Annotated in this window: 8 protein-coding genes; 1 reads left to right on the plus strand and 7 read right to left on the minus strand. The window is 74.0% G+C overall.

From position 1 onward, the window contains the following. Window positions 1–15 precede the first annotated feature (15 nt). The 5 genes from nudC to ACKUU6_RS12560 all read right to left on the minus strand — a co-directional run bounded on the left by nudC (window position 16) and on the right by ACKUU6_RS12560 (window position 6,848). The gene (nudC, locus tag ACKUU6_RS12540; protein ID WP_407988581.1) at window positions 16–990 is read right to left on the minus strand and encodes an NAD(+) diphosphatase; all 975 of its coding nucleotides are present in this window, start codon (window positions 988–990) and stop codon (window positions 16–18) included. Further along, entirely contained in the window at window positions 987–2,387 is a 1,401-nt protein-coding gene (locus ACKUU6_RS12545; RefSeq protein ID WP_407988582.1) for a dipeptidase, read from the minus strand. Before ACKUU6_RS12545 ends, nudC begins: the two co-directional genes overlap by 4 nt. Before the next feature lie 136 nt (window positions 2,388–2,523). After that, window positions 2,524–5,415, minus strand: a complete 2,892-nt coding sequence (locus tag ACKUU6_RS12550) for an FtsX-like permease family protein (protein ID WP_407988583.1) — start codon at window positions 5,413–5,415, stop codon at window positions 2,524–2,526. Continuing rightward, complete coding sequence (locus tag ACKUU6_RS12555) at window positions 5,412–6,182, minus strand: ABC transporter ATP-binding protein (protein ID WP_407988584.1); 771 nt, start codon at window positions 6,180–6,182, stop codon at window positions 5,412–5,414. Before ACKUU6_RS12555 ends, ACKUU6_RS12550 begins: the two co-directional genes overlap by 4 nt. 39 nt (window positions 6,183–6,221) lie before the next feature. Beyond that, window positions 6,222–6,848 carry a PadR family transcriptional regulator gene (locus ACKUU6_RS12560; RefSeq protein WP_407988585.1) on the minus strand — a complete coding sequence of 209 codons (627 nt, stop codon included), beginning with the start codon at window positions 6,846–6,848 and terminating at the stop codon, window positions 6,222–6,224. A gap of 61 nt (window positions 6,849–6,909) precedes the next feature. Here ACKUU6_RS12560 and ACKUU6_RS12565 point away from each other — a divergent pair, with 61 nt between their 5' ends. Then, the gene (locus ACKUU6_RS12565; RefSeq protein WP_407988586.1) at window positions 6,910–7,830 is read left to right on the plus strand and encodes an endonuclease/exonuclease/phosphatase family protein; all 921 of its coding nucleotides are present in this window, start codon (window positions 6,910–6,912) and stop codon (window positions 7,828–7,830) included. Between the two features lie 34 nt (window positions 7,831–7,864). On the opposite strand, the gene ACKUU6_RS12570 is transcribed toward ACKUU6_RS12565, so the two are convergent. Continuing rightward, window positions 7,865–8,995, minus strand: a complete 1,131-nt coding sequence (locus ACKUU6_RS12570; protein WP_407988587.1) for a PP2C family protein-serine/threonine phosphatase — start codon at window positions 8,993–8,995, stop codon at window positions 7,865–7,867. Window positions 8,996–9,278: 283 nt separating this feature from the next. Further along, a complete protein-coding gene (locus tag ACKUU6_RS12575; protein WP_407988588.1) occupies window positions 9,279–12,470 on the minus strand; it encodes a UvrD-helicase domain-containing protein in 3,192 nt (1,063 codons plus the stop codon). Window positions 12,471–12,506: the final 36 nt, after the last annotated feature.

Raw genomic sequence — 12,506 nt, forward strand, 5'->3', positions numbered from 1 at the left:
ACTCCAGTTGCCGGACTACCAGCGAGCCGCACTCGGCAGCGGTTCCCCGTACCAGAGTTCGACCAGATGACGGGCGATCGAAATACCGGACGGCGGCAGGATCTCACCGGCCCCCATCCCGGCCCGCAGCTCGTCCCGGGAGATCCAGCGCGCCTCCGCCAGCTCCTCGCCGTCCACCGTGATCGTGGTGCCGGCCGGGTCGGCCCGGCCCAGGAAGCCGAGCATCAGGCTGGATGGGAACGGCCACGGCTGGCTGGCCACGTAGCTGACCTCGGCGACCTTGACCCCGGCCTCCTCCAGCACCTCGCGGGCCACCGCCTGCTCGATCGACTCGCCCGGCTCGACGAACCCGGCCAGGGTGGACCAGCGGCCTTCCGGCCAGATCGCCTGACGGCCCAGCAGGCAGCGGTCCTGCTCGTCGGTGATCAGCATGATCACCGCCGGGTCGGTCCGCGGGTAGTGCTCGGCCGCGCAGGAGGTGCAGCGTCGGACGTGCCCGGCCCCGGCCTTCTCGGTCGGCTGGCCGCAGCGCGAGCAGAAGCTGTGCAGGCGGTGCCAGTGCTCCAGGGCGACGGCGTGCACCAGCAGCCCGGCGTCCCGGTCCGAGAGCAGCGCCCCGACCTCGCGCAGACCGGCCGGCCGGGCGTCGCCGTCCAGCCGCCCCGGCAGGCTGGAGCCCGCCATCGCGAAGTAGGAGGTGCCCTCCTCGTCGGTGCCGAGGAAGTACCGGTCGCCGGTCTGCGGCGCCTCGAACGAGGGCAGCAGCACCAGCTCGGTGCCCAGCTCGGTGTCGACCACGAAGACCTCGCCGCCGGCGATCGGCAGCACCTTGGTGGTCGGGTGGCTCCAGGCCGCGGCGAGCCACGGCTCGTCGAAGCGGTGGTGCGCGGCCCGGTCCACGCCGGCCCTGGCCAGCGCGAGCTGCTTGGTGTCAGGCGCGGTGCTCAACTCGGTCCATCCCCGTTCGATCGGTGGCTGCGGAAGACTCATGCCTGCGGCCAGCTCTCGGCCAGCTCGCCCCACAGGTGGGCGGCGGTCTCCACGCCCTTGGCGAGCAGGTCCAGCTCGACCTTCTCGTTCACCGAGTGCCAGCCGTCCGAGGGCACCGAGATGCCGAGGAAGAGCACCGGTGCGCCGAGCACGTCCTGTAGGTCGGCGGCGGGGCCCGAGCCGCCCTCCCGGGTGAACAGGATCTCCTGCTCGAAGGCCCGGCCCATCGCCCGGACGGTGGCCTGCAGCGCCGGGTGGTCCAGCGGGGTCAGGCACGGCCGGGTGGCGCCGGGGAAGGTCAGCTCGTACCGGATGCCCTCGGGCACCCGCTCGGCCACCCAGTCGCGGACGGCCTCCCTGACCTTCTCCACCTCCTGCCCCGCGACCAGCCGGAAGGACAGCTTGAGGTGCGCCTCGGACGGCACGATGGTCTTGCCTCCCGGGCCGGTGTAGCCGCCCCAGATGCCGTTCACCTCGGCGGTCGGACGGGCCCAGACCCGCTCCAGGGTGGAGTAGCCGGCCTCGCCCCGGGTGCCGTACGACTTGGCGACCCGCAGCCACTGCTCCTCGTCGAAGGGCAGCGCCGCGAACAGCTCCCGCTCACGGTCCGTCAGCTCCACCACGCCGTCGTAGAAGCCCGGGACGGCGACCCGGCGGTCCTCGTCGTGCAGGGCGGCGACCAGCTCGGCGGCCACCTCGGCAGGGTTGGGCACCGCGCCGCCGAAGGAGCCCGAGTGGATGTCGGTGTCCGGGCCGTACAGGTCGAGCTGGGCGTCGGCCAGGCCGCGCATGCCGGTGCAGACGGTCGGGGTGGTCTCGGACCACATCCCGGTGTCGGAGACGAAGACCACGTCGGCGGCCAGCCGGCCGGCCTCGCGGCGGACCAGCGCCTCGAAGTTCGGCGAGCCCGACTCCTCCTCGCCCTCGACCAGCAGCTTGAGGTTGACCGCGGGCGCCGTCCGGCCGGTGGCGGCCAGGTGGGCCCGCAGACCCAGGGTGTGGAAGAAGACCTGGCCTTTGTCGTCGGCCGCGCCCCGGGCGTACAGCCGACGGCCGACCACGGTGGGCTCGAACGGCTCGGTCGCCCAGCCGTCCTCCTTCGCGGCCGGCTGTACGTCGTGGTGCCCGTAGACCAGCGCGGTGGGCGCGGCCGGGTCCCCGGACGGCCACTCGGCGAACACCGCGGGCAACCCGTCCGTCTCCCAGACCTCGACCACCGGGAAGCCGGTGGCCCGCAGCCGCTCCGCCAGCCACTCCGCGGAGCGGCGGACCTCGCCTGCCCTGGCCGGGTCGGCGGAGACGGAGGGGATGCGCAGCCAGTCGGCGAGATCGCGCAGGAACTCGTCCTGGTGCTGGTCGATGAAGGAGCGGACGACGCTGTCCGGGGTTTTCGTCATACGGACGACTTTAGTTCGCCACCAGGACCGGATGCGCCGTGCTCCCGAGGAGCGGACCCGTTACCTGCGTCACCCCACTCGTCACCCGCGTCACCCGCGTCGCCCGGGGAGGAAGGGCGACGCGGGTGACGGAGGCTCAGGCCGAGCGCCGCACCAGGCCCGGCCTGGAGCGGGTGAACAGCATCGCCAGCAGCACCGCCACGGTGGGCAGCACCAGCAGGGTCAGCGCGAGCGTCGGCCACGGGACCGCGATCACCGCGTCCTTGGCCACGTCCCCGGGGTACTGCGGCATGCTCTCGATGATCCGCAGCGCGACCGAGGGCACCACCCCGCTGATGGTCCCGAGCACCGCACCCATCGCGGCGATCACCCCGCACTGGAACCCGGACAGCCGGCGCCGGATCCCGGGGGTCGCCCCGACCGCCGCGAGCGTGCCGAGGTCCTGCTGCGAGTCGGCCGCGGCCAGACCGGTGGCGATGCCCGCCGCGCCCAGGGCCACGATCGCGGCGAAGGCCGCCAGGCCGAGAGTGACCAGGCTGCTCTCGTCCCGGTAGCCGCGCTCGACGGTGAACCGGCCGTCCCCGCCGAGCTTGGCGAGCGCGGCCTCGACCTTCTGCTCGTCACCGCTGCCCGGCACCGCCGCGGGCGTCCAGACCGTACCGGCCTCGACCACCGTCAGGCCGAGCCGCTTCACGGTCTCCGGAGCGGCGAAGGCACCGGCGTTGCGCACCTCGGGCTCGAACAGCACGGCCTCCACCGAGATGTCGTGGTGCGCCGGCCTGGCCGGGGCCGCCCTGGTCTCCGACATCCCGCTCGACGGCTCCGACATCCCGCCCGCCGGCTCCGGCGGACCGGCCGACGGCTCCTCGGACATGGGCTCGACCAGCGTGAAGGTGACCTTGCCGTTCCGCAGGTAGGCCGGATCGAAGACGATCACCTTGCCCTGGGCCAGCGCCGCCGCGGCGGCCGGGTCGCGGACCCCCGTGAGGTTGCCCAGCGCGGTGGGGTCACCCGCCAGCAGCGGCCCGCTGAACGCGGACTGGTAGCTGCCCGCCGGACGGAGGCAGCGCGGGTCGTTCCGGTAGCGCTCGCGCTCCGCCTCGGTGGGCCCGTCGCTCCGCTCCCCGGCGTACAGCGGGCAGCGGAGGTCCATCGGCAGTTGCAGGTCCACGTACCCGCCCCGGACGTTCCGCTCGGAGGTGGCGTACCTGGCCTCGGAGACGTCGCCGCGCGGCCCGAGGTTGGGCATGATCCGCTCCAACGCGTCCCGGCGGGCCGGGAACTGCGCGGCGTCGCCCTCGTCGTGGCCCCGGTCGAGCAGCACCGTTCCGCTGCGCAGCGAGGCCTGGTAGTTCTGACGGTGCTCCAGGTTGGCACTGGCGGAGTAGATGCCGACCGCGACCGATCCGGCCACCGCCGCCATCACGGCGGCCACCGCCGGAGCGGTACGCCCCCGGTGCCGGATCGAGTCCCGCAGCGCGAGCCGGGGGCTGAGCGGCAGCCAGCGGCCGATCCGGCCGAACAGACCGACCAGCATCGGCGTGCAGGCGACCATGCCGAGCTCGGCGATCACCGAGCCACCGAGCACGGCCAGCGCCCCGCGCCGGCCGAGCTGCCCGCCGACGGTCGGGCCGAGCAGCGCGACCGCAGCGCCGCCACCGAGCATCAGCAGGCCGACCAGGGCGAGCTTCCGGCTCGGCGGCTTGACCGAACCGCGGCCGGTCAGGGCGCTGACCACGTCCTGCCGGGACGCCTGGAACGCCGGTACGACCGCCGCCAGCAGGCCGGTGACCAAGCCGATCGCGGCCACCCCGGCCAGGTCCAGCGGGGCCAGGTCGAAGCTGCCGAACCGGCTGCCCGCCAGCTCCTCCAGCCAGGGCCTGGCAACCGCGACGGCGAGCACCGCGAGCACCACGCCGGTGACCGCCCCGGCCAGGCCGAGGACCACACCACCGCCCAGCACCACCGAGCGGACGTGCGAACGGTCACCACCGCCGGCGGCCAGCAGTCCGAGCTGGCGCCGCGAACGGCGGGCGCCGACCGCGAAGGCCGGTCCGGCCAGCAGCACGATCTCCAGCAACGCCATGCCCGCCACCGTGGCCACGACCGCCAGGGCGGTCACGTCCGGCGTCAGGCCCCTGCCGCCGGACCGCTCCTGGTCGCGGTAGTACGGCACCTCGGAGCGCGGCGGCGGATCGAGCAGCACCGCACGCGAGGCCACGGTGAAGCCGTACTTGTTGAGTTCCAGCACCTTCGGCCAGTCCAGCACGGCCCCGGCGGGCAGCTTCACCAGCCAGTTGGCGTTGCCGAGGCGGCCGCTGCCCAGCGGCCGGCCCTGCTCGGCCGGTGCCGGCAGCGCGCCGGGCCGGACCACCAGCTGACTCTCCTTCAGCTGCTCGGGGTACTCCACCGAGGCGGTGATGGTGAAGGGCTTGCCCTCCAGTCCGCGCAGGGTGGTGGTGTCACCGATCCGGAGGCCGGCCGTCCGCAGGAACGCGTCGGTGGCGGCCAGCTCCTGCGGAGCGGCCGGCGCGCGCCCGCCGGTCAGGTTGATCCGGCCGCGCCAGACCGGGTCGGTCAGGTCGGCCTCCAGGGCTCCCACCTTGAGCAGGCCGCTCGCGGTGGTGGCCGCGGTGCCCTCGACGCTGCCGAGCCGGACCAGGCTGGCACCGGCGGGCAGCAGCTGGGTGATCAGTTCGTCCTGGGGGGTGGCCTGACTGCGGATCTGCTCCGGAGTGGGTCGGCTCCCCTTCTTCGCCGGGCTGCTCGTCGAGCCCTGGTCAGGGTCCGGTGCCTGGGAGACGTTGAGGCCGGGCCCCTGCCCTGAGACCGTCGCGTCGGCCTCGCCCATGGTCCGGGCGATCCGCTGGGCCGGCTCCAGCTGGGCGCTGCGGAAGATCACGTCGACCCCGGCCACGCCGAGCACCGGCAGGGCGATCATCGCGATCACCAGGGCACTGCGGCCCTTGGCCCGCAGCGCGTCCCTGCGGGCGATCCGCAGTGCCACCCGCCACGCGCTGAGCCTCACTCCGCGACCGGGCCGGTGCTGTTGGTGGCGGCCGAGACCAGCAGGCTGGCGGCGTCGCGGCTGACGCTCTCGTCCACCACCCTGCCGTCCCTGATGAACACCACCCGGTCCGCCCAGGCGGCGTGCCTGGCCTCGTGGGTGACCAGCATGGCCGCCGCGCCGGCGTCGCAGCGGGCCCGCAGGACGGAGAGCACGGCCTCGCCGGTGGTGGAGTCCAGCGCGCCGGTCGGTTCGTCGGCGAGCACCAGGCGGCGTTCGCCGATCAGGGCCCGGGCGATCGCCACCCGCTGCTGCTGCCCACCCGACATGTCGTCGGGGCAGCGGTCGGCGAGCTCCTCGATGCCGAGCTCGGTGAGCGCGGCGTACGCCTCCCGGCGCGCGGCCCGGGTCGAGACACCGTCCAGCTCGCGGGGCAGCGCGATGTTCTCGGCGGCGGTCAGGGCGGGGATCAGGTTGTAGTCCTGGAAGACGTAGCCGATCGCCCGGCGGCGGATCTGCGCCTGCTGCTTGCGGGAGAGGTCGCCGAGGCTGTGCCCCTCGACCAGCACCCGGCCCGAGGTCGGGCTGTCCAGCCCGCCGGCCAGGGTCAGCAGGGTGGACTTGCCGGAGCCGGACGGGCCCATCACCGCGACCAGCTCACCGGGGTGCACCTTCAGGTCGACCCCGCGCAGGGCGTGCACCTCGGCCGCGCCGTGGCCGTGGACCCGGGTGATGTTCTCCAGGTGCAGCACCGCGTCGGTACCGGACCGGGCTTGCTGAGTGGTCAACTCTCCCCCTGCTGTGAGGTTCGATCGGATGACGGTGGGTCAGAAACGCACGCGCCGGAGGCCGCGCGGAGCCGCCTTGGCCTGGGCGGGCGGAGCGGGCGGAGCGGGCGGGGGTGGCGGCGCCGGGTCGGCGACGGGCCCGTACTGCGCGATCCGGACCTCGCAGTGGTCCAGCCAGCGGATCTCCGCCTCGGTCTGGAAGATCAGCTGCTCCAGCACCAGCAGCCAGGCCAGGTCGGAGCGGCCCTCCCCCTCGGCCGTCAGCGCCTGGCCCTTGAGCCGGGTGTAGTCCTGCAGCGCCTTCATGCTGTGCCTGCGCTGGCCCTGGACCACCGCCTCGACGTCCACCCCCGGCACGGTGACCGCCATCGCCAGCTTGATCGCCAACTCGTCCCGGGGCGGATTGGTCCGGGGCACCGGGGTGTCGAACCAGTGGCGCAGTTCCACGCGTCCCTGATCGGTGGCGGCGTAGTAGACGTGCCCCTCGTCGTCCTCACCGTGCGGGGCGACCAGGCCGTCCCGCTCCAGCCGGCCGAGCGTGGTGTAGACCTGACCGACATTGAGCGGCCAGGTGGCACCGGTGCGGGCTTCGAACTCGGTTCTCAGCTGGTAGCCGTAGCGCGGGCCCTGGTCGAGCAGGGCGAGCAGACCGTGACGGATGGACATACCCAGTATGTATACCCGGTATGCTCCACAGCCTCAAGCCCAGCCGGTACCGTCACTTGCTGTGAGCCCGCTGCGCATCGCCACCTTCAACCTGCTGCACGGCCAGCCGCTGGCCGCCGACGGCAGCCCGCTGCCCTACCCCGCCGAGCCGGGTGACCCACTGGCCGACGCGGTGGCGGGGCTGGCCCCGGACGTGCTCGCGCTCCAGGAGGTGGACCGTTACCAGGAACGCTCCGGCTTCGCCGACCAGACCGCGGTGGCCGCCAAGGCCATGGGCGCGGCCGACTGGCGCTTCGCCGCCGCGCTGCACGGCCGCCCGGCGGCCCCCACCGGCTGGATCGTCGACCCCGCCGTTCCGGGGCTCCAGGTGTACGGCCCGGACGAGGTCGGCGACTCCCCGGAGGTCCCCTCGTACGGCACCGCCCTGCTCACCCGACTGCCCGTCAGCCACTGGCGGGCCCGCCGCTTCGCCCCCGCGCCGTTCGGCCTGCCGCTCCGGGTCGCCGGGCGGCGGGGGCTGATCCCGGTGCCGGACGAGCCACGGGCCGCCCTGGCCGCCGTGCTCCAGGGCGAGCGCGGCGAGTTCACCGTGGTCGCCACCCACCTCTCCTTCGTGCCCGGGTGGAACATGGCCCAGCTCGCGGCGATCCGGCGGTGGATCGCCGACCTGCCGAAGCCGCACCTGGTGCTCGGTGACTTCAACCTGGTCGGGGCGGTGCCGCGCACGGTCCTCGGCAGTGCCACCGCGCTCGGCCGCCGGCCGCAGCAACTGCACCGGCGGCGGCGCAGCCGCGAACCCCGGCCCCGCCTCCAGGGCTGGCACGACCTCGCGAAGACGCCCACCTACCCCGCGCACCGACCGGCCGTCCAGTTCGACCACGTCCTCGCCACCGGGGTACCGCGCACCGCGGTCGGCTCCTCCCGCGCACCGCAGACGGGCATCTCCGACCACCGGCCCCTGCTGGTCGAGGTCGACCTCTAGCCTGCTGCCGCCTCCCCGGGGCCGGCGTCGCACCTCAGCGGAGCCCCGGGGCCCCGTCCTCCGGGCCGTGCGCCTGGAGCAGCTGCTTGGCGGGGGCGGCTTGGTGCGGGAGTTGGGGCAGGACCGGCTCGTACTGGAGCAGGAGCATCGCGGCGTCGTCGCCGAGCTTGCGGCCGACGTGGCGGACCACGTCGTCGTGCAGGCGGCGGAGCACCTCGACCGGGCAGCCGACGGCGCAGTAGGGAAGGCGCTCGGCGAGGGGGTAGAAGACGCCGCGGTGGTCGCGGGCCTCGATCACGCCGTCGGTGAAGAGCAGCACCCGGTCGCCGGGCTCGATCCGGACCCGCTGCACCGGCGGCCGGACGTCGGCCGGGTCGAGGACGCCGAGCGGCGGCACGGTCTCGGGCAGTTCGAGCGGCTGCGGGGCCTGGTCGGGGCGGAGCAGCAGCGGGGCCGGGTGGCCGCAGTTGACGATCTCGGCGGTGCCGTCCGGGCGGACGCCGATCAGCAGCAGGGTGACGAACTCCTCCTCCACCCCGGGATGGTCGTTCTCGTGCAGGGCCCGGTCGAGGCTGACGGCCAGCCAGGCCGCCACCCGGTCGAGGGCCGGCTCCTGGTGGGCGGCCTCGCGGAAGGCGCCGAGCACGGCGGCGGCGGTCTCCACGGCGGCCAGTCCCTTGCCCCGGACGTCGCCGATCACCGCACGGACGCCGTGCCGGGTGTTCACCACCTCGTACAGGTCGCCACCGATCGAGGCGTGCTCGGCGGCGGCGGCGTAGTGCACGGCGGCCCGTACGCTGCCGACCCGGTCGGGGACGGAGCGCAGCAGGACCCGGCGGGCGATCTCGGCCACCAGCTGGGCGTCGGCGAGGGCCTGTTCCTGGCGGACCCTCAGGGTGGCGCTGACCCAGCCGATCCCGGCGACCAGGGCGATCGCGAAGACGGTGGCGCTGTGCACGGACTGGCCGAGCAGGTCGTGGTAGCCGGCCAGCGCGAAGGCGGCGATCTCGGTGAACAGGCCGATCAGCAGCGGGTACCAGGTGCGCCGGCTCACCACCGCGGCCAGCGCGGGGACGGCGGTCAGCGCCGGTTCGACGGTGACCGCCGAGTTGCTGAGGAAGTCGAGGGCGAGCACCAGCACCATGCCGATGAACGGCAGCGCCAACGAGGTCTTCGGCCACGTCCCCGTGACCGTGCCTGGGACAGCCCCCGGGGTCGGCCCCGCGAGCCGGTCTCTGATCCATCCGGTCGCGCTCAACGTCGGTCTCTCCAGCAGAAGGTGGCCGGTGCCTGGGACACCTGCGGTGATGACGGAGGGTCAGGTCGTGGAGCCCTGACAGGTGGCCGGAGTTCGGGGGTGACCGGTTACCGACCCCACAATAGGCGCGAATAGTGCACAGCGCACAGGTTTCGCGCGATGCTGTGACGAATTGGATGCTCTGCGTGACTCAACTTGTGTCATTCCCGATCAGAAGCCGAGTCAACTCTTTTCGGCCAGGAAGTTCGGCCGGTCTTTCGATCCGCCCGCTGCGGACGTACAGGAACGAAGCGGTGACCTGCTCCGGCTCGACCCCCACCAGCTCGGCCCAGGCCAGCCGGTAGACCGCCAGCTGGAGCGGGTCGGCGGTCTCCTCGCGGTGGGTCTTCCAGTCCACCACCTCCCAGCGGGGGGCTGCTGGTGACCCTGAGCCACCGTCACTCTCCTGGTAGACCGCGTCGATCCGGCCGCGCACCACCCGCCCGCCCAGCACCAGCTGGAACGGCGCCTCCACCCGGTACGGCCGGCGGCTCGCGTACGGGCTGCGCAGGAACGCCTCCTTGAGCCGGTCCAGGTCGTGCTCGTCCTCGATGCCGTCGTCGTCCACCCCGGGTAGCGCGTCCGGCTCCACCAGCAGCAGCGGTTCGATCCTGGCCTGCACCCAGGCGTGGAAGCGGGTGCCCCGGCGCGCGGCGGGCTGCGGCGGGCGCGGCATCGGACGGGCCAGCTCCCGCGCGAAGCCGTCCGGGTCGGCGGAGAGCCGCAGCAGTTGGGTGGCGGAGAGCGAGGCGGGCAGCGGGACCTCCCGAACCGCCCGGCGGGAACGTTCCAGCTCGCCCAGCAGGGCCGTCAGGTCGCGGTCCCAGGAGGCGACCTGCCGCTCCGCCTCCGGGGCCATCCGCTCCGGAGCGGGTGCGGGCTCGCCGGCCAGCCGGCGGTGCACCACCTCGGCGACCCGGCGGCGGGCCAGCTGCGCGTCGGGGTCGAGCGGCAGCGGCCAGGGCGTCTCCACCGAGGTGTCGAGGGCCGGGTTCTCTGCGTCCGGCAGCGGCGGCTCGGCCCAGATCTCGACCTCGCCGTTGCCGGGCCGCGCGGCGTGCTCGTGCAGCTTCGTGAGGAAGTCGGAGGGCCCCCGGCGGCGCTTCTGGCTCGGGCCCCACCAGTGGCCGGAGGCGAGCAGCAGCTCCCGGGGGCGGGTGAAGGCCACGTAGCCGAGGCGGAGCTCCTCGGTGGCGGAGTGCCCGGCCATCTCGGCCTTGAAGAGCTTCATCTCCTTGGGCGTCAGGTCGCCGAGCACCGGCAGGGTGGCGGCGTCTCCGCGCAGGGCGTGCGGCAGCACCTTCTTGGTACTGGTCCAGCGCTCCCGGCCCTTGGCGCTCGGGAACGCCTCCTTGACCAGCCCGGGGACGGCCACCACGTCCCACTCCAGGCCCTTGGACTTGTGCGCGGTGAGCACCTTCACGGTGTCCTCGCCGCCCGGCAGGCTGCTGTCCAGGCCGCGTTCGTACTCCTGCGCCGCGCGCAGGAAGGCCAGGAAGGCGGACAGGCCGGGGTCTCCGTCCAGATCGGCGAAACCGGCGGCCACGTCCAGGAAGGAGTGCAGGGTCTCCCGGCGGCGGGCGGCCAACGCCGTCGGCGAGGCCGAGAGTTCGACCTCCAGGCCGGTCACCGCCAGCACCCGGTGCAGCACGTCCATCAGCGGCTCGGCCAGCGAGCGGCGCAACTCCCTGGTCTCCCGGGCCAGGCGGGCGAACCGGACCCTGGCCTCCGGCGAGAACGGCAGCTCGTCCGGCTGGTCGCTGTCCAGGAAGCTCTCCAACGCGTCGGCCAGCGACACCACTTCGGTCGGATCGGTCTCCGCCACCGCCGCCGCCAGCGCGTCGCCGGCGCCGGCCTGCCCGGTCCGTACCAGCGCTGCGGCCCGTCGGCCGAGCAGCGCCAGGTCACGCGGGCCGATCCGCCAGCGCGGACCGATCAGCAGCCGGACCAGCGAGGCGTTCGCGGTCGGGTCCTGCAGCACCTCGCAGACCGCCACCAGGTCCGCCACCTCGGGGAGTTGGAGCAGCCCCCCGAGCCCGACCACCTCGACCGGCACCTCCCGGGCGACCAGCGCGGCGTGGATGTCCGGGAAGGCGGAACCGCTGCGGCAGAGCACCGCGATCCGGCCGGGCGCGGTGCCGGTGGCGGTCAGGTGGGCGATCCGGTCGGCCAGCCACTCCACCTCCTCGACGTGGGTGGGGAGCAGCGCGCAGCGTACGAAACCGTCCGACTCAGCGCCCGGGGCGGGCCGGAGCGCCTCGACGCCCGCGTGCATCTCCCGCAGCGGCGCGGCCAGTTGGTTGGCGAAGGCGAGCAGCCGGCCGCCGCTGCGGCGGTTCTCGCTGAGCGAGTAGCGGTGCGCGGGGGTGCCGGCCCGGCGGGCGAAGTGGTGCGGGAAGTCGTCCAGGTTGGCGACCGAGGCACCGCGCCAGCCGTAGATCGCCTGGCACGGGTCCCCGACGGCCGTCACCGGATGACCGGTACCCGACCCGAACAGGCCAGCCAGCATGAGGCGTTGGGCCACCGAGGTGTCCTGGTACTCGTCCAGCAGCACCACCCGGAACTGCTCCCTGAGCAGCGCCCCGACCTCGGGCCGCTGCTGGGCCAGCCGGGCCGAGGCGGCGATCTGGTCGCCGAAGTCCATCAGATTGGCGGTCTGCTTGCGGCGGCGGTACTCCTCCACCAGCTCCAGCAGCTCCAGCCGGGCCCCGGCCGTCACCGGGATCGCCCGCAGGTCGTCGTTGCTCAGCTTCACCGTGGCCGCGTGGTCCAGCAGCTCCCGGTCGAAGTCCCGCAGTCGGGCGGGCTCCACCAGGTGCTCGGCCAGCTCCGAGTCCAGCGCGATCAGCTCGGCGACCAGACCGGAGAACGCGCCGGTCAGAGCCGGGTACGGGCCTCGCGAGTGCCGCAGCACGCGGGCGGCCAGCTGGAACCGGGTGGCGTCGGCGAGCAGCCGGACGTCCGGTTCGATGCCCAGCCGCAGGCCGTGCTCCTTCAGCAGGCGGCCGGCGAACGCGTGGTAGGTGGAGATCTCCGGTTCGCCGAGCGAGTCCTCGTCGTCCTCCAGCACCCCGGCCCGCAGCAGCGCCGTCCTGACCCGCTCGGCCAGCTCTCCCGCCGCCTTGTTGGTGAACGTCAGCCCGAGCACCTGCTCCGGCCGCACCGCCCCCGACCCGACCAGCCAGACCACCCGGGCCGCCATCACCGTGGTCTTCCCCGAACCGGCCCCCGCCACGATCACCGCGGGCTCCAGCGGCGCCCCGATCGCCGCCATCTGCTCCCGGTTGAACGGGACCCCCAGCAGCTCCTTGAGCTGGACCGGGTCACTGAGCAGGGATCGCATTCCGCCAAGGGTAACCACCGGACGCTCCGGCCCGAG

Origin of the sequence: Kitasatospora sp. CMC57 (genome assembly GCF_045866025.2) — a bacterium.
Lineage (GTDB): Bacteria > Actinomycetota > Actinomycetes > Streptomycetales > Streptomycetaceae > Kitasatospora.